Raw genomic sequence first — 25,248 nt, 5'->3', positions numbered from 1 at the left:
GTTAAGAAAAACTTTAGATATGGTTATACTTTGCTTAAACTATGGTCTCTATACTGAGTATTATCAATCTACTAAGATGCTCAGTGAAGGAGAATAACTATGAATCGCAAATTAATATTTTTCCTAATCTTAGGGTTAGGCAGCCTATTCTATATAAATCGAGAAGAAATTTTATCAGCTTGGGCATCCATGCAACCTCAAACACCGCCTCAGCTGCAAGCACGCGCTGCTCTGATCATGGAAGCCGGTACTGGACGGATCTTGTACGACCTGAATGCGGACGAGGCGCTTCCCCCTGCAAGCATGTCTAAGATGATGACAGAGCTATTGGTCCTTGATGAAGTCAAGAAAGGAAACCGCAAATGGGAGGATCAAGTCAAAGTGAGTCGTTACGCTGCCGAGGTGACAGGATCTCAGATTGGCTTGAAGCAAGGAGAGTCACTGACTCTACGACAAATGTTCCAAGCTATTGCCGTTCACTCCGCTAACGATGCAGCAGTCGCTGTTGCGGAGCATTTGGCAGGAAATGAGAAGGCGTTCACTGAACAAATGAATCGCAAAGCGAAACAGATCGGGCTCTCCAGTACAGCTTATTTCGCAACTGCAACAGGATTATCCTTGTCCGATCTTGGACCCTATGCCCCAAAGAATGTGAAATCCGAAACCCAGTTGACCTCTAAGGATGTTGCTCTGCTTGCCAATAACCTCATTACCACATATCCAGAGATACTCAAAACAACCAAACAAACCCATGTAAGTTTAGCCGGTTCTAATGTTAAGTTGGCTACTACGAATGAACTTTTGCCTGGTCAGTCTTATGCCTATAAAGGAAATGACGGCTTCAAAACGGGCTTCACGGACGCCGCTGGTTATTGCTTTACAGGAACGACGGAACGTGATGGGAGACGTCTCATAACCGTTGTCATGGGTGCAGAGACAGCAGATTCACGATTCACTGAAACAATCAAGCTGTTCGATTATGGCTTTCAATTGACAGCTCGAACGAATTAGGCCAGAAGTAAAAAACCACAATTGGAAACACCCAGCCGGACAGACATGTCAGACAGGCTAAGCGCATAGTGTATAGTATTGCTGCCTGCCGTCAGCTTTCTTGACATGAACATACTTTGTAGGCGAGAGGGTGATTGAAATGTGTGGAATTACGGGATGGGTCGATTATCGAAAAGACTTAACTCAGTATCCCTCCATTCTGATTAATATGACGGAAACGATGGCGCTCCGAGGACCAGACGCTTCCGGTAATTGGCTTTCGGCGCACTGCGCACTGGGACATCGCAGACTTAGCGTCATGGATCCTGAGAATGGGGCTCAGCCCATGACTCGCCGCCGAGGGGATTACGGGTACACTATCGTTTATAACGGAGAGTTATATAATGCACCCGAGCTGAAGCGGGAGCTCGAGCAACGCGGGCATCGGTTCACCACGACTTGCGACACGGAGGTCTTGTTGGTCTCGTTCATAGAGTGGGGACGCTCCTGCGTAGATCGGTTGAACGGGATATTCGCTTTTGCCGTCTGGAGCGAGGAAGAGCAGAATCTGTTCGTAGCACGGGATCGCGTCGGCGTAAAGCCGTTTTTTTATTCTTATTCGCATGGATCGTTCCTGTTCGGCTCTGAGCCGAAAGCGATTCTCGCGCACCCTAGCTTCCAGCCTGAGATTGATCGAGAAGGGCTGGCAGAGCTGTTCATCATCGGTCCGGCGCGGACTCCGGGCAGCGGGATCTATCGCGGTATGTCCGAGCTGAAGCCCGGACATTGCATGGTTGTAGACGCGAATGGCATTAGCGTCAAGGCGTATTGGCAGCTCGAGAGCCGTCCTCATGAGGACGATATCGAGGCCACGGCAGCTCGAGTGCGAGAGCTGCTGATCGATACGGTGGAACGCCAATTGGCTTCCGACGTGCCGGTTTGCACTTTGCTCTCAGGCGGCCTCGATTCGAGCGCTTTGACCGCCATCGCCGTTGAATCGTACAACCGGAATGGTCAAGGAGCGGTTCATACTTATTCGGTTGACTATGTCGACAACGACAAGCATTTCAAATCCAGCGTGTTCACCCCGAATAGTGACGCGCCCTGGATACAACGGATGGTGGACCATCTAGCGACGGTGCAGCATAATGTAGTGTTCGATACTCCCGAGCTGGTCGATTCTCTCAAAGAGACCGTGTATGCCCGTGATATGCCAGGCATGGCCGACATCGACGGCTCACTGTACTTGTTCTGTCGCGAGATCAAGAAAGGAGCTACGGTTGCGATCTCCGGTGAAGCCGCTGACGAGATCTTCGGTGGCTACCCTTGGTTCCACCGCGAGGAGTCGCTGAACGCGAACACGTTCCCGTGGTCGCTCTCCGCCGATACGCGGCTTAGCATAATGTCGCCGGAGTTGATCGACTGGCTGCAGCCGCAGGCAACACTCGACAATCGCTATGAGGAGGCGCTTGCTGAAGTGCCTCGTCTTGCAGGCGAGACGGGCCATGCTCGCCGCATGCGCGAGATGTCTTACTTGAACATCACTCGCTTCATGCCGACCTTGCTCGATCGCAAAGACCGCATGAGTATGGCGGTCGGGCTTGAAGTCCGTGTGCCATTTTGCGACCATCGTCTGATCGATTATGTCTGGAATATTCCCTGGGAAATCAAGACGTCCGGCGACCGAGAGAAAGGCATACTGCGTAAGGCTTTGAAGGGCATTCTGCCAGAGGATGTGTTAACCCGCAAGAAGAGTCCTTACCCTAAGACGCATAACCCGAATTATTTGCTAGCTTTGCAAAGCAACCTCTTGGATATATTGAACGAACCATCTTCTCCTATTCTCGAATTCATCGATGCGAAGCGGGTTCGTAAGCTTGCTGAATCTGACGCCTCACAAATGAACCTGCCCTGGTTCGGCCAACTGATGTCAGGACCTCAGCTGCTTGCCTATCTCTCTATGATGAATATGTGGCTGAGGGAGTATAAGGTGTCAGTTGCTCGGGGCTAATCCACTTAGCCACGCTATCATATAATCCAAAAAGACGGCCGAAAAAGGAGTCACGCTCCTTGTTCAGCCGTCTTATTATTCATTCATCTACCTTACTTCATCTCCGTTACTCTACACGGTCAACTGCATAATTCCTTATCGACCGAATTGAGAGGTCAGTTGAAACTAGATCAGACTTATGCCGGGAAGTAACCTTTCTTGAAGATATGGTACCATTCTTCGAGCTGCTCCCCTTCAAGGACGCCAAGCTTCTCCAGAATATGCTTGGTAAACTCAACTGCCCCGCTCCCGTTAGCCGTGATCAAGTTTCCTCCGCTGATCGACTGGGCATCTACATAGTGGCGATCTCCTTTGTAGTTAGGAGCACCTTGTTTCAGGTATTCCAACGTATTGCCCGTATGCTTGTTGTTGTCGAGGAATCCATGGTTGCCAAGAAAAGTAGTGGCATCACATATGGCCGCAACAGGTATTTCCTGTTTGAAGTAAAAATCTACAAGGGCTTGGATCTTCTGATTCTTCTCACTTCTCCAGCCCGTTCCACCTGGGACGATTAACATGGCTACATCAGAGATACTCTCCATTTCATTAAGCACATAGTCCGGAAGTACGCGCAATCCACCCATTGAAACCTTTGGTTCATGATCAATGGCTATGGTCTTAACTTGATAGTTGGTAGTGGATTTGTTCAACTCTGCGCTTACATAACTGGCTTCCCAATCCGCAAACCCGTCTGTTAATACGATAAGTACTGTTTTTTTCATATTAATATCGCTCCTCGTCATCAAGTTATACTCATATAATAAACAAACATCACTGACAACTACGGTCAGTGATGTTAATTTGATCAGAGATGTTTACATTTCTTGTAACCTCACATTACTTGGTGAACAAACGAATCACGTAAAAGATTAACGACAATACGACACTGAGCACGATACAAGTGACGATTGGAAAGTAGAACTTAAAGCTGCCTTTGTCCACTACTACATCTCCAGGCAATCTCCCCAGGTTGAAGAATCGACCGCCAACCATCCAGATCAATCCAACAATAATAAGGATAATGCCCGCAAAAATCAAAAGTTTCGGAAAATTATTCATCGTTGATCACCCCATTCTATTATTTAACAAAATCAAATAGGGCATACCACCACACAAACACGTTCAATCTAGCTTTCTATTCGCCACAAGTAATTACTACACTTCACCATGGTCGCTTCTTCTTAGATTGCAATCTCCATCTTCACTGACGGGTGATACTTGTAATCGATAAGCTTGAAATCTTCAATCGTGAAATCATCGAAGTTGCGTATGTCAGGATTGATCCAGATCTGCGGAGCCGGATAAGGTGTCCGTATGATTTGCTCTTGCAAGGGTTCAACATGCCGTTCGTAAATGTGAGCGTCATTCATATTAAACGTTAACGTCCCTAACTCATAACCCGTAACCTGTACAACCATTCTCTGTAATATATAGTATTGAAAAATATTAAATGGGTTGCCTAGAGCGATGTCGTTCGATCTTGCATTTACAATTAAATGCAGCTTCCCTTGTTTAACCAACCATTGATTATTCCATACACAAGGGTATAATTCCATCTGGTCGAGGTCATCTATGTTCCACAGTGAGATGACATGTCTTCTGGAGGCAGGGTTTTGCTTGAGCCCCTCTATCAGCTGTTGAACTTGATTCGTAATCTGTCCCTTTATCATTATAGGCTTCCCTAGCTGGTACCCGTAGGCTTTGCCGATATTATTATTCGAGTTGGTCCACTCTTTCCAGATCTTCACGTTGTGGTCATCGAGATAGGAACAGTCGCTTGTCCGCTTCACATAAAACCATAACATCTCATGAATAGCCGATTTCCAAGGCACCCATTTGGTTGTCAGAATAGGGACTTCTGTGTTGTCAAAAACCATTTGCTTGCTAATTAGGCTTTTCGTATAGGCGGGCGTACCATCCCCCCATACCGTTCTTACTTGTTGATCTTTATCCCAATGTCCATTCTCCAAAATATCCATTACTAAATTTTTGTAAGTTTCGTCCATATTTCCCATCATAAGTTAATCCTCCACACTCTAGTTTGATCTAGTATTCTAACAGTACCTCCTTTTTCCCTCCTCAGCAAGTAAAAAACAGACCGCTTATGTTGCAGACTGCTTGCTTGCTCAAAGCACCTATTATATTACTCTAGCTCTTCCTTTGTACAGAAACCCATACCTCACATTTCGCCTCCCGTAAGCCGGACTCATTAAAGTCGCTCTGAAATGCTTTTGTGAACGCTTCGGGACTTTCGTATCCATACTTGAGCGCCACATCAATGACTTTGCTGTCCGTACCTGCTACGCCAAAACAAATACTATGGTAAAATAGGGTCTGGGACAGGGAAAATCGGCTTTATTATTGGACCAAGAAGATGGACAAGATTAAGGAGGAAGCAGCATGGCAAAGGCAAAAGTAGCGAAACGACCAACGCGGGATGAATTCGTACTCGAGGAGCTCGGCAACCAATTAAGCGAAGCGAAGCAGGAAGATTCCGAAATTGTGCTTACCGTTTGGGGATGGAATGAACCGGTGCGCGGCCAGATTGATGCGATGGACTCACGAACAGGCAAAGTGCATATTCGGCAAAATGGCGAGATTACAAAAGTACCTTTTATGGATATTATGAAAGTGGAGTACCCTAAAAATTAGATTCCTGATGGGCGTATATTCCATCGGAAAAGGGAGGAACAAATGAGTCAAATGAGTGGGTTAACTACGTTTGAGCAGCAATTACATAAATACGCGGATCTCCTAATCAAAGTGGGAGTCAATCTGCAGCCTGGACAGATCTTATACTTGGAATCTCCGTTGGAAGCGGCAGAGTTTGCCCGTATCATCGTGCGTAAGGCTTATCAAGCAGGAGCCAAATACGTGCAAGTCGCATGGGATGACGAGGCGGTTACACTAGCGCGATTCGAGTCCGGTCCAGATGAATCATTCACATATTATCCGCAGTGGAACGCTTCAATGATGGAACAGCTTGCAGAAGCTGGCGGAGCTCTGTTGAACATCAGGGTGTCGAATCCGGACTTGTTCAAAGGAATAGATCCAGCCAAAGTATCCTCTGCATCAAAGGCCGCCGCGATGGCAAGGCAGAAATTCCTCGGATATGTCCGCACGAACAAAATAAGTTGGTGCCTCGCTAATGTCCCAACCCAAGCCTGGGCCGATAAAGTGTTCACTGATATTCCAGAGGAGCAAAGGCTCGAAGCCATGTGGGAGACGGTGTTCCGAATGAATCGGATCGACCGCGAGGATCCCGTAATGTCCTGGAAGGAGCATAGTAACAAGCTGTCTAACCTTTCATCAGAGTTAAACACCAAACGCTACAAAAAGCTCCATTATAAAGCTCCGGGAACGGACCTTACCGTCGAATTAATCGACGGGCATGTATGGATTGGCGGCGGCAGCTTGAACGAAAGTGGAGTGTTCTTCGTGCCCAATATGCCAACTGAAGAAGTATTCACTATGCCTCGTCGACCTGGCACAAGAGGTACGGTATCGAGCACAATGCCGCTTAATCATAACGGCACCTTGATTGATGAGTTTACGTTAACTTTCGAAGACGGAAGAATTACCGATTTCACCGCCAAAGTCGGGTATGATGCCCTGAAAGCACTACTCGATACGGACGATGGCGCTCGTTACCTAGGCGAAGTCGCACTTGTCGCCAATGATTCTCCTATTTCTAATCTGAATCGGATTTTCTTTAATACAGGGATAGACGAGAATGCTTCCTGCCATTTCGCCATTGGCAGTGCTTACCCTTTCAACATCGAGGGTGGTACGAAGCTCTCCAAGGAAGAATTGGTTGCCCGAGGGGCAAATGTTAGTATTACCCATGTGGACTTTATGATTGGTTCTTCTGAGTTAGATATCGATGGTGAGCTTGAGGATGGTACGTCGGAGCCTTTATTCCGCAAAGGGAACTGGGTAAAATAAACAAATAACCTCTGGACGAGATGAACATCTCTGTTCGGAGGTTATTCTGCATTTATTCGAAATCAGGTCCCTCATTCACTTCAGTTCAGTATAAGCCTTATAAGCCTGATTAGTCTCCGAATGAATCCAGCGCAGCAATTCCACCAGATCACTCAGACGTTGCAGCTGAGAATTATAGAATCGTTGCGGTTGGAGTTGTTTGAGTGTTATGGCTTCGTTAATAAGTCCATGCCACCGATCAGAAAGCACCTGAATTCCGTATTTACCAGCTCCTATTTTACTTGTAACACCATGTTCTCGGATCGTATACAATTGCCGTAACATACCAAGCACACACCATTCGACAGCCTCATCCGCTTGCTCTGTAGAAATGGATGTCTCCGCAGTGGAGGCAGCAACAGTCTGCAGTTGTAATTCGAGTCGCTCTACACAGCCGACCCAATAAGAGTTCATATTTGCGATTACGTACCTTAACAAAGAATCCAATGGTGATTCATAGGTAAAAGAAATGGTAGCTCCATAAGCACAGATGCCATGATTACGAAGAATCCACCATGTAATAGGATTAAGATCGGCTCCTTTACCGTTCGTATGTAATTGTTTATTGTAATAGGTAATGAGCTGTTGGCCGGGTCTCACTGCTTTTCCAAGATCTTCTCTGTGTATGTAGGACCCCATTATATCTGTTTCCGGCAGCTCTATTTCTACTTCGTTATGAGCTTCTGCAATGGCCAGTATTTCGGATGAGGTCAATTCAGTTCGGATAATGGCAATAAAATCGATATCACTTGAGCCAACTATATAGTCACCCAAGGCAATGGATCCATAAATGTAGATGGATTCAATCTTGCTTGGCAACCGACTTTCTAATGAGCAGGATAAGATTTCCATAACCTTCTGGACTTGATCTGGCAGCATATTAGGCGAGTCTCCCCTCTTGAATGACACGGAATGTGCAGCATGTTTAATACGCCATTTGGGGCTAAAAGTTTCCACTATTCATTTTAATAAAACGGGATTGACATTGACGGTACGTAAAGGTGTACGATGAATTTGTCAGGAGGAACGAACATGGAATATACCGTGCAAAAGCTAGGGCTCCTGGCAGGCATCAGTACCCGGACGCTCCGATATTATGATGAAATTGGAATTCTCAAGCCGGCGAGGATCAATTCATCAGGCTATCGAATCTACGGAAGATCAGAGGTTGATCGGTTGCAGCAAATCCTTTTTTATCGGGAGTTGGGAGTCACCTTGGACGAAATCAAGGAAATCATCACCTCACCGACCTATGATGCTGACCAAGCGTTGAGGGAGCATCGTGAGAAGCTCCTCGCGAAACGAGAACAATTAGATGCGCTAATTGCCAATGTAGACATGACATTAGCCCAGAAGGAAGGGACATTACCCATGAGTGACAAACAGAAATTCGAAGGCTTCAAGCAAAAATTAATTGATGATAATGAGATGAAGTACGGAGAAGAAATCCGCGCGAAGTATGGCTCGGACCAAATCGACAAAGCGAATAAAAAGTTTAAGGGCATGACCGAGAAGCAATTTGCCGAGAATGAACAATTGACCGCGGAGCTGTATGCAACGCTAGCAGAAGCATTCGCCACAGGCGACCCTGCCGGCGAACTGGCTCAGAAAACGGCAGATCTTCACCGTCAATGGCTCAGCTTCTATTGGGACAGCTATAACAAAGAAGCCCATGCAGGTGTCGCCCAGATGTATGTGGATGACGAAAGATTCACCGCTCACTATGACAAAGATCAGCCGGGCGTAGCCGTCTTCCTGAGAGATGCTGTACTGATTTATACCAAGAGCTGATAAGCAATATTTCAAACGCAGTTACATGTTAGCAAGAATAATCCCCGCACTCTGATTGGAGTGCGGGGATTGATGTGTAGTACTTCAAACACATGTCAGTACAGGCGCTTGCATCTGCGTCTGCATCCTGCCGAGCATCACACTGCGGTCGCAAATGGCATTGACATCGTCCGGATCGTGAGTGACGAATAGACAAGTGATCTCTGCCTTGCGAAGAATATCGCGCACCTCGAGTCGGAGCCCCGACTTCAGTGCAGCGTCAAGGTTACTGAAGGGCTCATCCATCAACAGCACGGAAGGCCTCGGTGCCAACGCTCTAGCTAAAGCTATGCGCTGCTGTTGACCGCCGCTCAGTTCATGCGGATATCTCGAGCCGTAGTCCTGCAGCTGCACCAGCTCAAGCATATCCGCCGCTCTCTGCTTACGCTCGGTACGGGCGAGCTTGTGCAAGCCGAACTCTACGTTACTCGCTATCGTCAGGTGCGGGAATAGGGCATAATCCTGAAATACCATTCCGATACCACGCTTCTCGGGAGGCATGTAAACAGCGTCATTGACGACAACTGCACCGCCAACCAGAATCTGTCCGGACGACGGCGTCTCGAGCCCCGCAATTAGACGCAGGAGCGTACTTTTGCCGCTGCCGCTCGGGCCGAGCAGGCCTACAATCTCTCCTTGTTTTACCTCAAGCGACACACCGTCCAACACTGCAGACCGTCCTCCTTGATAGGAGAACCTCACATCTCTTATTTCGACAACGTTCATTGCTCCAGCCTCTTTCCCATACGATTGAGTATATACACCGACACGAGACTGACTGCAATTATGCACAGGGCAGGCAGCGACGCTTCGTATATTTTCTCGTCACTCGCATATTGATAAGTCTTGGTTGCCAATGTCTCAAAATTAAAGGGGCGCAAAAGCAATGCAAGCGGCAGCTCCTTCACGATCTCGACGAAGGTCAACACCGTGCCGCTGAGTATTGCTCCGCCAAGCAGCGGCAGCTCTACACGCCAAAAAGTCTGCGCCAACCCGCGTCCGAGCATGCGCGATGATTCGCTATACTTCGGACTTATACGCTCGTAGCCCGCCTCCAAGGCGTTGAATCCAGTCGCCATGAAACGGACGACATACGCCGTGACTAGCATTATAACGGAAAGGCTCAGAATAAGCGGTGCTTCGCCTTCTCCGATTCCCAACGAAACATAGACGGGAGCAAGCCAATGATCGAGCTGGACAAAAACGGACAATACGCCTATAGCAATAATAGCGCCTGGAATGGAATATCCTGCGGTGACCGCCTTTGCAAGCAAATAACCGGGCCCGCCTGACAGCTGACGACTCGCTACTGCTATTACGGAGGAAGCAGCTAGGATCAGTGCTGTAGCAAAAAGCGCAACCCTTACCGTATTCCATGCAAATCTATAAAACCCGTCAGTCCATACGTCAGCCGCCGTCCAAGAAGCCCAGACGAGCAGTTGAACAACCGGGATAACAAATGCCAGCAGCATAACCACCGCACACAACGCAAACGCCGCTGTTCCTTGGCCTTGTCGCAGCCGCCTTCTTAAAAGCGGACGCACCTTCCCTGTTGTCGAGCTGTACCGTCGTCGAGAGCGAAGCATGCGCTCGAGCACAAACAGCCCAAGAACGCCAAGCATCATCCAAGCAGCCAGCTGGCTAGCCGATTCCAAATCGTACATACCGAACCAGGTCTTGAATATAGCTGTCGAGAGCGTTTGGATTCCAAAATAGCTTACAACGCCGTAATCGCTCAACACCTCGAAGCAAACGAGAATAACGCCCCCAACGATTGCTGGCCGCGAGATCGGGAGCACTACGCGCCAGAAGATCGACCATGGTCCGCGTCCCAGAAGTCTCGCGTTCTCTACATACGCACCCGTCTCGCGCTCAAGGAACGCCCTTGCGATCATGTACACGTAAGGGAACAGAAACATCGTAAAGACAAACACCGCTCCTCGCATCGACATAAAATCAAACCAGAGCGGATCTGGTTTTATGTCGAATGTGTTGCGTAACGTTTTTTGCACAATGCCGGTATAACTCAGCATTGCGCTATAAGTATAGGCCGCAATATATGGTGGTATGGCTAGCGGCAATGCAAGCGCCCACCTAAACCAACGGGCCAGCGGAAAATCGTACGCAGCTGTAAGCCACGCTAATCCGACACCAAGCACGGCTGCACCAAGCCCAGAATACAGTACAAGCCAAAATGACTGAATGACCGCATCCTTAAGGACGTATTGTTTAATATGGGACCAATTCTCATTTGGCGTCTGGACGAGGGAGATTAATATGAAAAAAACGGGCAGCAGAATAACTGCTGCCCCCAGAAATCCGGCAATGGTCCAACCGTTCGTTCGTCTTCGTATTTCACGAATCCATATATTCGGGTGTTTCACTTATTTCCAACCTACTTTATTAAGAATCTCTACCGCCTTCTTATTGTGTTCGCCTAGCTTCGAAAAGTCAAGCTGCTGTTTCTTGAACTCACCCCATGATTTAAGCAGCTCCGGAAGCTCTGCCTTCGGGTTAACTGGGAATTCGAAGTTTTCCTTGGAGAAGATCCCCTGAGCTTCAGTACCTGTTAAGTACTCAATGAGTTTGATCGCAGCATCCTTATTTTTGCTGTTCTTGGCTAAACCCGCTCCGCTGATGTTCAGGTGCGTGCCTGTTGTCTGCTGGTTAGGGAAGAACACTCCGATCTGCTTTCCTACCTTCACTTCCTCGGCATCCTTGGAGTTAAGAAGCTGTCCGACGTAGTAGGTGTTCATGATGGCAACATCTCCTTGGCCAGCCAAGATTGCCTTGGCCTGGTCACGGTCGCCGCCTTCCGGCGCACGGCCCAGGTTCGTTGCGATACCTTTGGCCCACTGTTCCGCTTTGGCTTCTCCGCCAAGCTCGATCAGAGATGCAAGCAGCGATTGATTGTATAAGCTTGTAGAGGAGCGTACCAGCACCTTGCCTTTCCATTTATCAGTGGCAAGATCCTCGTATGTGGAAAGCTGTTCCGGCTTCACTCGTTCTTTGGAGTATGCAATGATCCGGGCGCGTGATGACAACCCGATCCATTGGTTCTCCTTATCACGATATTGAGCTGGCACATTCTCAGTAATAACGGACGACTGAACCGGCTGAAGCACACCGCTTAGCTTGGCATTGTTCAATACACCTCCGTCTACGGTGATGAACAGGTCGGCAGGGCTACTTGCGCCTTCGCGCTTCATGCGCTCAACCAATTCTTCTGCCGTACCCTTCACGACATTGACCTTGATCCCAGTTGATTTGGTGAAATTGCTGTACAACGTATCGTCTACCTCATAATGACGGGCCGTGTAGACGTTCACTTCCGTGGAGGCAGGTTTCACAGTTGCTGTTGGTGTTGCCGATGGCGATGGAGAAGCTCCTTGCTGCTTACCATCCGAAGCACCCGATCCGCAAGCTGACAATAAGCCAGCAAACAGTACAGATGTTAATGCAATCGAAATCTTGTGGAATCTTTTCATAATAATAGCCCCCATAACGTATGTAGTTCAATTGATAATGATTATCATAATCGACAAGATTCAATTTATCATCTCGCTCCATTCCTGTCAATGCTTATTTTGTTAACTTATTGTTCACCTATTGCTTGTATATTAATTATGATAAAACAAGAACCGCCGAACATGGTGTCCGGCGGCTCCTATGGTACATCTTCCCAATAGTTTTATTGTCCCCTATATTGTTCCATCCATTTCACACCAAAGTCCACAAGCTCCCGCTGCGGCATCAAACGTATACTAGCATCACCGATCTTGCCGATCACGATGGAGTTCCCCTCTTGCTCAAAGGCATCTCCGATTGTCTGGAAATCATCTGAATCATAATCAATATCCTCGAACGTCACCCATTCTCTTCTTCCATTCACTTTGATAGGCGCACCTAGTGTGACATGTTGTTTTCCAGAATAATCGGCCCTGTACTCCGCCAGATGCAACGAGGTGTTCTTGCTATGCTCTACTCCAAGCAGCAGCACCCAAGCATGGAGTTCATATAGACGGGCAAGCGGCGAATTCTCGCCAAGACCATTAGCAAGTGAGTGACTATCCGTTATATACTCTGCTCTAGGTCCTCTGGCTGTAAAAGAAACCTGAGGGTGATCACTGCGGAGCGTCCCGCTTTGCTTTCGAAAGCTGTCTGCAATAACACCCATCCCCCATGTAGAAGTGAGATCCCGGTCAAAGGCAGGCATCTGTTCCTTGATCAGGCTCCACCATTCTTGCGGCACAGGCGGGTTCCTCCATCCCGTTGGGTCGGACAGATCTCCGCTGTGCGCAGGCATTACAATCGTCCCTCCTTCTCCAACCGCTTCCTCCAGCGCCAGGACAACGGCATTCGGACCTCCTACAACCCAACGGTTTAACGATTTTATGGAAGAATGGACAAGCAGTGTCATCCCTTCAGATATTCCCAACTTGGCAAACTCAGCCTTAAGCGATGAAATGGTAATTGGCCAAGCAGACTCGTTAATTTTCATCTTTGTTCCTTTCCATCTTGCATTTTTACCATTACCTTAACAACTTGACCTGTCATTTCATAGGGATAAATTAATTTACAATGATACTTTGCACGTTATAATTCGAAAGCCTGGTGAACAAACTCGACCTCATTGACTGCGTTCTGACTTATTTCATCTGCTTTGGCTTTAATAGAAGGATGTGAGTAATTAATCAAATCGGTCTCAATCAGATAGTCATTCCTATTGCTTGATTCACATATTAAATCCATTCTTCATCCACCTCAATTATCCAGTCTACCTAACAGGTTATAAGACGGACTCATCTCCCAAGTCTCATAGGGCACATAGTTTGTTGCTCTCCATGCATCCAAGGTTCGAGATTTTTGTTGAGGGCGAGTTATGTATTGGTCAATATTCGACTCTGTCAGTTCGATAAACCTAGCTTCTAGTATTTCTTCAGGTTGAATTTGAATCTCCCCGCTAACATACTCAGCCCTAAAAACAACACACAACACATGCTTTGTTGCATTATAGTAAACACCTGTTACTCCAATAGGTCGTATCCATATACCCGTTTCTTCTTGAAACTCCCTGACAATTGCGGCATCTAACGGTTCTCCTATTTCAACTTGCCCGCCTGGCATTTCCCATGTATCAGACCGCCAATGTGTTCGTAGTAATAATATTTCCCCTTGATCATTCGTAACAAAAGCAGAAACAGCAATAAAATGCTTGGGCGCTTCCATTGATCGAGCCTCCTTAAAGACCAAACAACCCCATCTGCAAATGCAATGAGGCTGCTTGTTGTCACCTTATATACTAAAGTTGAATTTCTCTTCCGAGTTTGGCGGATTCATAGAGAGCGGATAATATTTTGATCATATCGACCCCATGTTCCGGAGTATTGATCGGCTCTACTCTACCTTTTACGACATCTACGAAATGTTTGATATGTTCACCATGAATGGATTCTACCTTACCCAGGATTGGCTTAGTGTCGGTTAACTTGCCGGCTGTCTCAGAGTATACCTCCAGCTCCCCATTCACTAATCGGATTCCCGACTTCGTACCTCTAAGCTCTACAAAGTTCTCTTCTCCTTTGACGTTGGAAGCCCAACTGAACTCGATCTGAAGGGTGGCGCCATTGTCGAAACGGATGAATCCTGTTGCCAAATCCTCAACGTCGAATGTCCCGCCGGCATTCTTTTCCCCAAACGAACTATTCGCCGAATCAGACAGAGTAGTCCCTGCGAATTTGCAATAAGTCGAGCCCGATACGGTAACCGGCTTAGGATTGCCCATGAGCCATACGGTCAGGTCGATGAAGTGCACCCCTAAGTCTATTAGAGGACCACCCCCAGATAATTCCTTGGTCGTAAACCAACCCCCTTGGCCTGGAATCCCTCTGCGCCGAATCCACCCGCAGCGCCCCGTGTAAATATCTCCCATACTGCCTTCTTCTATGTACTGTTTAAGAAACTGCGCTGCCGGCTGAAAGCGATTATTGCGCATAACCATTAATACGTTACCGCTGGCTTGGGCTGCATCCGCCATTTTCTGTGCTTCTACTGGATTGACCGCATCGGGCTTCTCACAAAATACGTGTTTGCCTCTGTTGAGTGCCTCGATGGAGATGATAGAATGATACAGGTTCGGTGTACATATATCGACCAGATCAATATCCTCTTCCTTCAATAGATCCTCATAATTCGTGTACACACGGGATACTCCAAGATCTTGAGCGATTTTCTCTGCTCTTTCCCGGTTAATATCGCATATTGCGCTTATTTCGATTTCAGGATGCTCCTTCCAAGTTTTCGCATGGGCACTCCTGAATATATTGCCCGATCCAATTACCCCAAGCTTCATCTTTTGACTCATTACGTTGATCCACTCCTTATCTAATTATACTAATTCCGCGTATTGCTGTGACTTTGCAGCCTTCAAGTTGATTCTAGCATTTTCCAACGTTTGTTAATACTCCATACCTTTAACCTTGGAATAAACATTTGTGTTCGTTAGGACACCAAAGGCGTCATATTCATCATTACGAATAATTCCCTCCAGTGTATAACCAAGACGTTCCGCTACACGGGCACTGCGCACATTCCGCGAATCACAGCGAATCTCTACTCGATTAGCTTCCAGCTCACGGATCGCATAATTGGTTATCGCCTCTACCGATTCTGTAATGTATCCTTGTCCACTCATTGAAGTACGAATCCAATAACCAATCTCGACTTTACGCGGCTTCCAATCTATTCGGTGAAGGCCGCTGCTGCCTATCAATTGACCTGTTTCCTTGTGGAAAAGGAGCAATCGCAAGTCGGTACGATCCAGGAATTTCAATCTTGCGCGTCGGATGTTGATCTCTGTTTCTTCGATTGTAGGAATATCATGAGCCCAAGGCATCCACGGACGTAATTGTTCCAGACTTTCAATAATTGCTTCGTTTACTTTACGGCCATCTCCCCACAGAGGAGCACGAATTAGTACACGACGACTTTCAAAGCTCTCAGGTATCGATATTAGAATAGGATCCATTCCCATCGCGCCCATACACCCATCTCCAGTGAAAAATATTTCCATCTAGAGTATCACATGCCTGATTAATTGATCAAGATGAAGTTTTGGCGTGAAAATATGGTATTAGGCTCTAGGTTGATGATGTATGGATCTCCGCCAACATGTAATCCGCAAATTCAACTAGCAGTTCGTTGTCGATCTCTTTCGTGCCGGATGCCTCTGTATACTCATCCAAATATTGTTGAATCATGGCTCGATAATGGCGTGGTAATGTCTGTACTCCCCATTCTCCACCCTCTTTCTTGGAAGATATGTTCCCCTCCTTCAAGAAAAATAGAACTCTGCACAGATTCAAAGTTATGTACATGGGGTTGCTAATAATGCCATTCGAGGCACCTTTAATATCGTAAAGTATGGATGCAAGATAATATTGCTGAGGAACCGGTTCGCATACCTCATGAAGAGATGGACCGAATACGGAGTAACCACGATGATAAGCCACTGTAATTTGAGATGCTAGGTCCTTGTCTGACATGCCCCCGCAAACATAGTTCTCATCGTTGCTATATCTATCACGATGAGAGTCCGAGTAATGATATTCAAACGGTGTTGGATAAACGAAAGGGTTAAGAGAGGCTTCCAACACAATACTAAACTCCATTCCACGTTCGTTTGGCATCTCGTCATGCAAGGAGAGGACTCCGCTGGTGATCCTCTTATTGTTGTCCGCTGTGAGCTGTTTTCGTATAACGACCAATAAATCGATATCACTGCTCTTTGGATGAAAACATCCCATTGCCAGTGATCCATGTAAGTAAATCCCTATTAAATTATCCTTTAGTTCTGCTGTTAATAATGCAACGAATTTATCTATATACAATTGAGTGTCCATGCTTGACCAAGCCTCTCCTCACTTCACTAAGCTTCACCTACACGAATGAACAACATCTTCTCTTGACCGAAATAACGATTGGCAAATGCTTGAACGTCTTCGGCAGTGATGTTTTTAATTTCCTCAGATACGACTAGGGGGTTCAAGGAAATCCCGTACATCTTCTCGTGAGCCAAGGTGCTGTTACGGGCTTCTTTGCTGTCTTGTGCGATCAAATATCTGCCGATCATGGAGTTCTTAGCGATCTGTAACGCCTTATCCGAGACCGGTTCCGTTCTCAGACGATCATATTCCTCTATAACGATACGCTGCGCTTCCTCGCATTTCTGAACGTCTGTTGCCACATACCCGATCAGAAATCCTTCACAGGCATTCCCCGAAGTGGAAGCTCTGACCGAATAAGCCAACCCCCGTTCACTGCGAATGATGCGATAGAGACGGGAGCTATGAGAACCCCCTAACAGATGACTGACTAGACTCCCGATCCTTTTATCGCGTGTACCTGTAATAGGACCATACATCCCCCAGTGAAGATGTGTTTGTTTCATCGGCCTCTGAATATGAATCGTTTCTCCGGATAAAGGCATTTCCGTGAGAACAGCAAGTTCAAGCTTACTATGAACTGGAACACTCACATTAACAGATTGAGAGGCTAGAAATTCCACTAATGCCTCATGATCCATTCTACCCGTAGCGATAAAGAGCATATTCGAAGTTTGGTAATACTGCTTGTGGAAATCCAATAGATGATCACGGGTTATGGAGGTTACCGTTTCCGCGGTTCCCAGATTACTTGCTCTCTCAGGATGAGCCCCCCGCAATTTCTCCAACAGCAGCCTCGAGCCGTACTGGAATGGATCATCCTCTGCTCTTTTGATTTCCTCTAGTACAACCTTTTTCTCCATTTCAAGCTCATTCCCAGGGAACGTGGAGTTGAACACCATATCGGTGAGGATCTCCAGACCTTCACGCCACTTATCAAAAGGGGTATACGTATAATAGCGCGTGCTGTCAGTCGAAGTCCCCCCATTCAATCTTCCCCCGCATTCATCCATCTGCTCGCTGATGTCGTCCTTGGTTCGTTTCTTAGTGCCCTTAAACAGCATATGCTCGAGAAAATGAGCGGTCCCGTAAGGATGTTGGGTCTCGAAATGTCCGCCAACCTTCACCCAAAAAGACAATAAGGTAGAAATAGCGCTATCGTTATTCTCAGAGATAATCGTTAACCCGTTAGGCAATACGGTCTTCTGAATGCTCATAGAGACACCCTCCTGTTGAGTCTAAATAAAAACAGTCTCCAAACATAGTGTTTAAGAGACTGTCCCGAACATTTAAAACGATTGTGTCAGCAGTGATATAATTATGCGTTAATCCCCTTATGGTTTAGCCCAGGAACAGTCGTTGTGTTCATGTGAAACGGCTCCCACTATGAATTCATCTCTATGATACTTTATTTTCTCAGTCTATTCCAACATATATTAGCTGCTATGCCATCAGACCTAGCAGCACTTTTACCATTTTTACGACTAATTTGGAAAATTTCCAAGTTGTCAGTAGACGGAGTGAATGCCATGTGGAAAAAGGCTGCGGCAGCAATAATGATAGGTATACTGTTATGTGGAATTTCAGCCCTGCACACTTAATTGCAGGGCTGGCTTTTGTTATTCCTCCGGTGTACGATCGAGGTAAAGACGTGTAACTGAAGTTGTGTCGTGTTCCTTGATTTCTTTTTCTGTTGGCTTTTCTTCAAGTCGATCATGCATATTCATCCCAGGCGCAATTGTTGGTGCTTGGTCTTTTTCGTTCAACGTGCAACATCCTCCTTCCCTTCATCCGAAAGTAGGATAGCCATTCTGAAGTAAATATATCCAGACGATGAAACATTGGGAAGGTATCCCTCCCGAACGGCAGGATAGACGGAGGGAAAACCTGTTTCCTTGCTGCACAATCAACCAATCCTACAACAAGGTAATAGGCAAATGCGGTGACAAGCTCCCGACAATGTACATATGCTGTGTGGACGTAATGGTAGGGGGGCTTGATGATGAAATACAGGAGCAGTACATGCAAAAGCAAATGGAAAAAAACCAAATGGCTGTTGAAAGAGCGGAGGCTAAGGAAGCATATCCCGCGAACAATGTTGTTTAGTAAAAAAAGCCTGAAATCGATGCTTGCCAGGTATTCAACGATTTATTTCAAGCCTACAGGCGGCTCTGGCGGGGCTAATATTATTCGAATCCGAAGAAAACCGAGGGGCTATCAAACCCAATACGACACGGTCAAAGCTTATTGCTTTTCGAAGGCTGGCTTATACAAGAAGCTGCGCCGTTTTTCGAACAAGCGATCCTTTTTATTGCAGAAGGGGATTCGATTGGCCAAAACGAATGGTAGACCTTTCGATATCCGTGTCATGGTTCAAAAGACTAACAAAGGGAAATGGGTAAGTTCGGCTGTTTTCACGAAGATCGGCAGGCCGAGAAAGGTTGCTACAAACTATAACCAAGGCGGGAAGCTAGGCTATTTTCGTCGTACGATGTCAGGGGCTGGCTACAATAGGTCCTCGATTGGGCGGAAGGAAGTTAGCTTGAAACGGCTTGGGGTACGTGTTGGTAAAAATTTTGATCGTCATAAAAAGGGGTTAAGAGAGCTGGGATTGGACGTGGCGTTGGATTCAAAAGGAAAATCTTGGATTCTGGAAGTGAATACACGACCGCAAATTTATCCATTAAAAGACATGAGCAATACGAAATTGTACAATAGAATCGTTTCCTTTGCCAAGAAATATGGGAGATATAAGTAAAGAGCAGCTTATGCAGCGTGCTCTAGTAACCTCTGCCTATACGATGGTTCGCAATCGCGTCAATTGTCTTTCCAGCACATCGATCTCACTTCGCCATTCCATATGCGGACCGGTGCCGCCATACTCCAGACTTGACAAAGGCCGGGTTGGTTACTTGCAGAGCTTCGGCAAGCAGCTCATAATCCACTACCTGCATTTCCAAATGACGATCTCGCAAGCCTTCTACAGGATCCATGACAGGCCCGCATACGTGAATTTCTTTTACCCGATCAAGAGGCAGCTTCTGTAAATATTCAGAGGTTGTCTCTTTGCGATGCCAAGCAGCGACTCTTAAGTGCGCCAAGTCGAGCAGTAATCCTACATCACATTGCTGACAAATGCGGGTAATGATCTCTGGATCTGTACTGCAGCGCAAAGTCCCTCTGAAGCCGTAGAAAGGGACGTTCTCTACCAACAAATCGACGGTCATTAGCTCCTTCCATAGCATCACACCAGCAATCATCCTATCCACGATAATCTCATCGGACACGGGTGCTTGTTCCCAATCAGTTGGCATTGCGGCAAGGTGAAGCGCGATGTGGGGAGAACCGCATACTCGAATAGCCTTATTAAGCTCGTTCCATTCTATTTCGGCAAATGATGGTTTTCCCGCATACGGCAAGCAATGAAGCAATATTGGCCATGGTTTTATACGGCGTACTGCTTCCAGCTCTTCCCAAAAAACGCTCCAACGTCCCATTTTGATATAGTCAATAGCTACACGGCCATCTTCAAGCAGCGACATCAACTGGGGAGAATAGTTACAAGCAAGTAATGTCATCCAACATCTCCTTATGATCAGATTATGAACTTGGAGCCACAAGCACCTTAACTCCTAAAGCCCGAATTCGTTCAATTGCTTCCAGATCAGCATCTTCATCCGTAATTAACAGATCGAGCTCCTGGGCGGGTCCAGCCTTCGCAAAAGCATCGTTTCCTATTGAATGATGCGTAGCAAGTCCAATGCATCGACGGGATACGGAGGTAACGGCTCTGCTGAAAGCTGCTACTTCCGGTGTTGCCAGACTGATTCCATGCTCTGAGATTCCACCTCCAGTAACGAAACTGACATCAATCTTGAACTGCCGCACGAATTCGTTCGCAAGCACATCGGTTATATTCCCCGACGCCTTCACCCGTCCACCTATAAGATAAGTATTGATCCACTCCCTTTCCCGTAAACCATCCGCTACTCGTATCGAGTTGGTTATTATCGTTAGCGGCATACGTTCCGGCAAATGCTTCATCAGCACATAAGAAATCGAGCCGCTTCCAATAAATACGGTATCGTTCGCTCTAATATACGAGACTGCTAGCTTTGCGATTGCATTACCTTGCGCAGTCCCTTCACCGTACCTTACGTCTGGAGGTGGCGGTGATTGTCTCACTTTTGTTGTTGGTATCGCGCCGCCATGCGTTTTCTTCAGCAGGCCCTGCTCCTCCATGATCGATAGATCTCTTCGAATCGAGTCGATCGATATTTGGAACTTCTCCGCCAGGTCTTTGGCTAATATCCTTTGTTCCTGCTGCAGCAGCTCTAGAATTTTCTCGCGACGTTCTTCGGCAAACATGCCTGCACCTTCCTGAGTCATTCAGCATCTCTCCTGTTTGTTCAATTTTTCGCAAATGGTATAGTGCAATTATATGCATTATTATTCATGTTTGCAACAAAATATTTTCGTTTTTATTCGCTTTTATTCCGCTTTATTTAATTGATCAAACGGTTAGGGGGCATGGCCGGTGCTATTATAGTGGCAACCCACTTAAGAAGTCATGGATAAGCCATGCTACTGCTGGCTATTTGGGCCATTTCATCGCTCAGGACTAATTAGCCAACCTGACTATCCCCTATTTCCACATTGTTACCGGATTTTCCTCAGAACCATGCTAATAACCAGTAGTAAAATAGGCTATTCCAGAAAAAAATGACTTTTCCGCCCATAAAACCTATACTAGCACTGGCTAATTGATCTCCTATGGACCTAAAGGGACCCTTCGGATGCACCCAGAACTTACACAATTTTGTGCGTTAAAAAAGACCTCTGGAGAAATATCGCCAGAGGTCCTTAATGATTCGCTTAATTGGATATCAGTGGAACTGCGTTCCCCTGCCTCAAATTATGTAACCAAATGAGGCTTTGAGAAAATCCAGTATTTCAGGCCAGGAATCGGCTTGAGCGGCCGCGTCAAAACGTTCTCTTTGACTTGTTCCGCCAAGCTGCGAATGGATGAAAATGCCACCATCTCTCACTCCCCTTATGCAGAAACTGAGACTCTGGGTTAGGAACCATTCTACTGGATAATTATAGCAGTTATGGAGGATTACAAGTAGGCCTCATTTTGTTCGATAAAGGTTCCAATTTGTTGGATTGAGAGCGCTATTGCTTCCCACCTAACGTATAAACATCATAATGGAGGTAACTATTGTTTGTTAGTATAGGTCTCTCTACTCTGAACAAACCATTCCCAGGGGCAGTATTTATTACTGAGCAGATGATCTCTTGCGATAATCCAACAACCATAGGGTCTTGAAGAACTTCATCTATACGTCTATATTGAGCGGCCGATACTTCCAAGCCATCCGCAATTGGGCTGCCGGCTACCTCTTCCATTTCGTAGATCAAATAAATGCCATACTCGAGCCCACTGCTATTTTCTTTAACTCCAGTCCTCACTGCAATTAGTCTAACAGTATTTGCAACAATACCCGTTTCTTCCTTCACTTCACGGATCGCTGCCTGTTCAAACGTTTCCCCTTCCTCTACTAATCCGCCCGGCAGCATCCAAAAGCCCTTATTGGCGCCATATGTAACTTGGACAAGTAGAACATGATTGTCCTTGATAATAACTCCGCCTGCTGAACATATTAATTGCATCCCTTCATCACCTCTTCTCCAGTTTATGGAATTTTAACACAGGCCACTTATAATTAGAAATTCTTATATGTTATGATCCTATAGGTATTACCTATTAAAGGTCTATGACAAAAAAAGCAGGGAACCTAATAATGGATATAGGTAGCCTGCTGGATCTAACTTTACTAAATAACTACAAATTTCAATAAATAGATTAAGTACGATTTATCTGAACGATCTGTCCAGACCTCCGCATTCTCACAGCCATTGCAGAAGCCAGCAGGCACACAATGCCAGCAAGTATAAACGGAACCGTATAACTCCCCAACCAATCCCGCATAACACCTGCTCCATATGCTGCCGTAGAAGCACCAAGCTGGTGAGCAACCAGAATCCATCCGAATACCATACCCGACTGCTCTTTACCAAATGTATCTGAAGTGATCTTAGCTGTAGGCGGAACAGTAGCGATCCAATCCAGTCCGTAGAACACCGAGAAAATCATAAGCTGCAAATAACCTGAATCTAAAGCGTACGGTAGAAAAACAAGGGATAACCCGCGAAGACCATAGTACCAGAACAGCAGCCATCTGCTGTCGAAGCGATCTGTAAGCCAACCCGACATGGTGGTGCCTACCAGATCGAACATACCCATAAGCGATAACAATCCTGCTGCCGTTACGATCGGAATTAAATAATCACCGCAAGCTGGAATAAGATGCGTGCCTATCAATCCGTTAGTAGAGAACCCGCACATGAAAAAGGTACCCGCCAGCAACCAGAAAGTACCGCTTCGGCTTGCGGCACCGAGAGCGCGTATCGGCGTCAGGAACAGATTACCCTTGAACGGAACAGGTTGGATCACTTCTGTTGTCCCAAGTGCTGCCGCACCTACATCAGAGGGATGATTCCTCATCCATGCTGCAACAACAGGAATCAGAAGGAACAGTACTCCGACCACCGCAAAGATCGCATATCTCCAGCCTATTTGATTCGTTATGGCTGCCAATAGAGGTAAGAACAGGAGTTGTCCCGTCGCGGCACTGGCCGTCAGCATACCAATGACAAGCCCTTTATGCTTCACAAACCAGCGATTCGCTACCGTCAAACCCAATACATTAGCCATCGCCCCTGTCCCAATACCCACGATTACACCCCACAACAGAATAAGCTGCCACACTTCTGTAATTAGCGGGGTCAATGACATACTGACGACCAGTAAAGCCATGGAAAATAACATAATTCTCCGTATGCCATACCTCGCCATTAATGCAGCAGAGAATGGTCCCATCAACCCGTACAACAAAATTCGAATCGATGCTGCCGCTGATACCGCACTGCGATCCCACCCAAACTCCTGCTCAAGAGGGAGCATTAATACACTAGGAACGGAACTGATTGCCGCTGAAACAAGCAAAGTCAGGAAAGTGATGAACACTACGACCCACCCGTAATACAATTTTGACGCTGAACGATCCTTCTGCATCTCTAACACCCCTGACTCCCTGACTGTGATCTATTGTACACATGATCTTACTTGAAATGGAAACATCACGCTTCAGAACGAAACACCAAAACGGCGTTATGGCCTCCAAATCCAAACCCATTTGACATAGCAACCTTAACGGACGTGCTTCTCGCCTGATTAGGCACATAATCCAAATTACAATTCGGGTCAGGGGTTTCGTAATTGATTGTCGGAGGAATAGTGTTATTAGCAATTGCTTGAATGCAAGCCACCGCCTCAACTGCCCCCGCTGCGCCAAATAAATGTCCGGTTACAGATTTCGTAGAACTGATTAATGGGGGTTTACCGTATTGTTGATATAAAGCCTGGATAGCCTTGGTTTCTGATTGATCGCCTAACGGTGTACTAGTGGCATGGGCATTAATGTAATCAACAGCCTCAGGATTAATATCTGCATCCTCGAGTGCAGCCTTCATCGCCCTATAAGCTCCTCCACCCTCAGGATCTGTAGCTGTAATATGATAGGCATCTGAAGAGGATCCGTAGCCGGCTATCTCAGCAAGTACAGAAGCTCCTCTTGATTGTGCGCTTTCTAAAGACTCCAGTAGCAATATTCCTGCTCCTTCACTCATGACGAAGCCATCTCGATGCATATCGAATGGACGGCATGCTTGCTCCGGATTTTCATTATTAGTTGACATTGCATGCATATTGCAGAAACCCGCTAATGAAAGCTCATGAATGGAAGCCTCTGCCCCTCCGGCAATCATAATGTCTGCTCTACCACTGCGTATTGCGTGAAAAGCTTCCCCTATAGCATGATTGCTCGTCGCACAAGCAGACATTGTTGCCATGCTAGGGCCTCGTGCTCCGGTAAGAATAGAGATCTGCCCTGCTGCGATATTGCCTATCATCATGGGAATCATGAATGGACTTACTCTCCTAGGCCCTCGCTCCAAGAAAGTCTGGTGGTTCTGCAGCAGTGTATGAATACCCCCAATTCCCGTACCGATGTATACCCCAACCCGTTCTGCATAACGACTGACGTCTAGACGGGCTTGCTCGATAGCTTGCTGAGTTGCAGCTACTGCGAACTGCAGATAACGATCATATTGTCTTATTTCTTTTGAGCTCATATAGGAATCCGCTTGAAAACCCTTTACGGTTCCCGCAATCTTAGTCGTAAAATGAGTTGTATCAAATTGATCAATCGCCGTAATTCCGGATTTCCCTGCGACAAGATGGTTCCAGAACGTGTCAACATCGTTGCCAATCGGCGAGATTACACCCATTCCGGTAATAACTACTCTTTTCATAAAGAATCCTCCTCG

At 46.6% G+C, this 25,248-nt stretch carries 27 protein-coding genes; 6 read left to right on the top strand and 21 right to left on the bottom strand.

The annotated features are described in order from the left end of the window. Positions 1 to 99: 99 nt before the first annotated feature. Together AC58QD_RS09545 and asnB are read left to right on the top strand one after the other, a co-directional pair. Positions 100 to 1,011 carry a D-alanyl-D-alanine carboxypeptidase family protein gene (locus tag AC58QD_RS09545; RefSeq protein ID WP_497332448.1) on the top strand — a complete coding sequence of 304 codons (912 nt, stop codon included), beginning with the start codon at positions 100 to 102 and terminating at the stop codon, positions 1,009 to 1,011. A 139-nt stretch (positions 1,012 to 1,150) separates the two neighbouring features. Then, on the top strand, positions 1,151 to 3,001 hold the full coding sequence (gene asnB, locus AC58QD_RS09540; protein ID WP_497332446.1) for an asparagine synthase (glutamine-hydrolyzing): 1,851 nt from the start codon (positions 1,151 to 1,153) through the stop codon (positions 2,999 to 3,001). Positions 3,002 to 3,177: 176 nt separating this feature from the next. Here the strand turns inward: asnB and AC58QD_RS09535 are convergent, their stop codons facing one another. From AC58QD_RS09535 to thyA, 3 genes are all read right to left on the bottom strand, one after another. After that, positions 3,178 to 3,762, bottom strand: a complete 585-nt coding sequence (locus tag AC58QD_RS09535; protein ID WP_497332444.1) for a type 1 glutamine amidotransferase family protein — start codon at positions 3,760 to 3,762, stop codon at positions 3,178 to 3,180. Positions 3,763 to 3,877: 115 nt separating this feature from the next. After that, the gene (locus AC58QD_RS09530; protein ID WP_497332442.1) at positions 3,878 to 4,099 is read right to left on the bottom strand and encodes a DUF2905 domain-containing protein; all 222 of its coding nucleotides are present in this window, start codon (positions 4,097 to 4,099) and stop codon (positions 3,878 to 3,880) included. A gap of 122 nt (positions 4,100 to 4,221) precedes the next feature. Then, positions 4,222 to 5,055: a thymidylate synthase gene (thyA, locus tag AC58QD_RS09525; RefSeq protein WP_497332877.1), complete on the bottom strand. Its 834-nt coding sequence runs from the start codon at positions 5,053 to 5,055 to the stop codon at positions 4,222 to 4,224. 385 nt (positions 5,056 to 5,440) lie between these two features. On the opposite strand from thyA, the gene AC58QD_RS09520 reads away from it, so the two are divergent. Then, positions 5,441 to 5,692, top strand: coding sequence for a YolD-like family protein (locus tag AC58QD_RS09520; protein ID WP_497332440.1), 252 nt, complete (start codon positions 5,441 to 5,443; stop codon positions 5,690 to 5,692). A gap of 42 nt (positions 5,693 to 5,734) precedes the next feature. Then, positions 5,735 to 6,985, top strand: a complete 1,251-nt coding sequence (locus tag AC58QD_RS09515; RefSeq protein WP_497332438.1) for an aminopeptidase — start codon at positions 5,735 to 5,737, stop codon at positions 6,983 to 6,985. Positions 6,986 to 7,060: 75 nt separating this feature from the next. Here AC58QD_RS09515 and AC58QD_RS09510 read toward each other — a convergent pair whose 3' ends face one another. Further along, positions 7,061 to 7,903, bottom strand: coding sequence for a nucleotidyltransferase domain-containing protein (locus AC58QD_RS09510; RefSeq protein ID WP_497332436.1), 843 nt, complete (start codon positions 7,901 to 7,903; stop codon positions 7,061 to 7,063). Between the two features lie 153 nt (positions 7,904 to 8,056). Between AC58QD_RS09510 and AC58QD_RS09505 the strand changes: the two genes are divergently transcribed. Further along, positions 8,057 to 8,815, top strand: coding sequence for a MerR family transcriptional regulator (locus tag AC58QD_RS09505; RefSeq protein WP_497332434.1), 759 nt, complete (start codon positions 8,057 to 8,059; stop codon positions 8,813 to 8,815). An 84-nt stretch (positions 8,816 to 8,899) separates the two neighbouring features. On the opposite strand, the gene AC58QD_RS09500 is transcribed toward AC58QD_RS09505, so the two are convergent. From AC58QD_RS09500 to AC58QD_RS09450, 11 genes are all read right to left on the bottom strand, one after another. After that, a complete protein-coding gene (locus AC58QD_RS09500) occupies positions 8,900 to 9,580 on the bottom strand; it encodes an ABC transporter ATP-binding protein (RefSeq protein ID WP_497332432.1) in 681 nt (226 codons plus the stop codon). Continuing rightward, a complete protein-coding gene (locus tag AC58QD_RS09495) occupies positions 9,577 to 11,238 on the bottom strand; it encodes an ABC transporter permease (RefSeq protein WP_497332430.1) in 1,662 nt (553 codons plus the stop codon). Before AC58QD_RS09495 ends, AC58QD_RS09500 begins: the two co-directional genes overlap by 4 nt. Beyond that, positions 11,239 to 12,342 carry a Fe(3+) ABC transporter substrate-binding protein gene (locus tag AC58QD_RS09490; RefSeq protein ID WP_497332428.1) on the bottom strand — a complete coding sequence of 368 codons (1,104 nt, stop codon included), beginning with the start codon at positions 12,340 to 12,342 and terminating at the stop codon, positions 11,239 to 11,241. A 203-nt stretch (positions 12,343 to 12,545) separates the two neighbouring features. Continuing rightward, a complete protein-coding gene (locus AC58QD_RS09485) occupies positions 12,546 to 13,355 on the bottom strand; it encodes an AAC(3) family N-acetyltransferase (RefSeq protein WP_497332426.1) in 810 nt (269 codons plus the stop codon). Between the two features lie 95 nt (positions 13,356 to 13,450). Next, positions 13,451 to 13,606 (bottom strand): hypothetical protein, encoded by a 156-nt coding sequence (locus AC58QD_RS09480; RefSeq protein WP_497332424.1) that lies wholly within the window; start codon positions 13,604 to 13,606, stop codon positions 13,451 to 13,453. A 12-nt stretch (positions 13,607 to 13,618) separates the two neighbouring features. Continuing rightward, positions 13,619 to 14,083: an NUDIX hydrolase gene (locus tag AC58QD_RS09475; protein ID WP_497332422.1), complete on the bottom strand. Its 465-nt coding sequence runs from the start codon at positions 14,081 to 14,083 to the stop codon at positions 13,619 to 13,621. 73 nt (positions 14,084 to 14,156) lie between these two features. Next, a complete protein-coding gene (locus AC58QD_RS09470; RefSeq protein ID WP_497332420.1) occupies positions 14,157 to 15,218 on the bottom strand; it encodes a Gfo/Idh/MocA family protein in 1,062 nt (353 codons plus the stop codon). A gap of 93 nt (positions 15,219 to 15,311) precedes the next feature. Further along, positions 15,312 to 15,896, bottom strand: coding sequence for a GNAT family N-acetyltransferase (locus AC58QD_RS09465; protein WP_497332418.1), 585 nt, complete (start codon positions 15,894 to 15,896; stop codon positions 15,312 to 15,314). 97 nt (positions 15,897 to 15,993) lie between these two features. Continuing rightward, positions 15,994 to 16,755: an aminoglycoside adenylyltransferase domain-containing protein gene (locus AC58QD_RS09460; protein ID WP_497332416.1), complete on the bottom strand. Its 762-nt coding sequence runs from the start codon at positions 16,753 to 16,755 to the stop codon at positions 15,994 to 15,996. A gap of 26 nt (positions 16,756 to 16,781) precedes the next feature. Further along, positions 16,782 to 18,014, bottom strand: coding sequence for a M16 family metallopeptidase (locus AC58QD_RS09455; RefSeq protein ID WP_497332414.1), 1,233 nt, complete (start codon positions 18,012 to 18,014; stop codon positions 16,782 to 16,784). Between the two features lie 402 nt (positions 18,015 to 18,416). After that, positions 18,417 to 18,563 (bottom strand): hypothetical protein, encoded by a 147-nt coding sequence (locus tag AC58QD_RS09450; protein WP_497332901.1) that lies wholly within the window; start codon positions 18,561 to 18,563, stop codon positions 18,417 to 18,419. Positions 18,564 to 18,796: 233 nt separating this feature from the next. Between AC58QD_RS09450 and AC58QD_RS09445 the strand changes: the two genes are divergently transcribed. Continuing rightward, positions 18,797 to 19,555, top strand: a complete 759-nt coding sequence (locus AC58QD_RS09445) for a YheC/YheD family protein (RefSeq protein WP_497332412.1) — start codon at positions 18,797 to 18,799, stop codon at positions 19,553 to 19,555. Between the two features lie 85 nt (positions 19,556 to 19,640). Here AC58QD_RS09445 and AC58QD_RS09440 read toward each other — a convergent pair whose 3' ends face one another. The 6 genes from AC58QD_RS09440 to fabF all read right to left on the bottom strand — a co-directional run bounded on the left by AC58QD_RS09440 (position 19,641) and on the right by fabF (position 25,233). Next, the gene (locus AC58QD_RS09440; protein ID WP_497332410.1) at positions 19,641 to 20,375 is read right to left on the bottom strand and encodes a multinuclear nonheme iron-dependent oxidase; all 735 of its coding nucleotides are present in this window, start codon (positions 20,373 to 20,375) and stop codon (positions 19,641 to 19,643) included. Positions 20,376 to 20,397: 22 nt separating this feature from the next. After that, positions 20,398 to 21,165: a DeoR/GlpR family DNA-binding transcription regulator gene (locus AC58QD_RS09435; protein ID WP_497332875.1), complete on the bottom strand. Its 768-nt coding sequence runs from the start codon at positions 21,163 to 21,165 to the stop codon at positions 20,398 to 20,400. A gap of 547 nt (positions 21,166 to 21,712) precedes the next feature. Then, a complete protein-coding gene (locus AC58QD_RS09430) occupies positions 21,713 to 21,838 on the bottom strand; it encodes a hypothetical protein (protein WP_497332408.1) in 126 nt (41 codons plus the stop codon). 134 nt (positions 21,839 to 21,972) lie between these two features. After that, the gene (locus AC58QD_RS09425) at positions 21,973 to 22,470 is read right to left on the bottom strand and encodes an NUDIX domain-containing protein (protein ID WP_497332406.1); all 498 of its coding nucleotides are present in this window, start codon (positions 22,468 to 22,470) and stop codon (positions 21,973 to 21,975) included. 193 nt (positions 22,471 to 22,663) lie between these two features. Then, a complete protein-coding gene (locus AC58QD_RS09420; RefSeq protein ID WP_497332404.1) occupies positions 22,664 to 23,935 on the bottom strand; it encodes an MFS transporter in 1,272 nt (423 codons plus the stop codon). A gap of 65 nt (positions 23,936 to 24,000) precedes the next feature. Next, positions 24,001 to 25,233: a beta-ketoacyl-ACP synthase II gene (fabF, locus tag AC58QD_RS09415; RefSeq protein WP_497332402.1), complete on the bottom strand. Its 1,233-nt coding sequence runs from the start codon at positions 25,231 to 25,233 to the stop codon at positions 24,001 to 24,003. Between the last annotated feature and the right edge of the window lie 15 nt (positions 25,234 to 25,248).

It is taken from the genome of Paenibacillus sp. J2R1T-4 (assembly GCF_059692235.1).
This window is presented reverse-complemented; position numbering and strand designations above follow the sequence as displayed.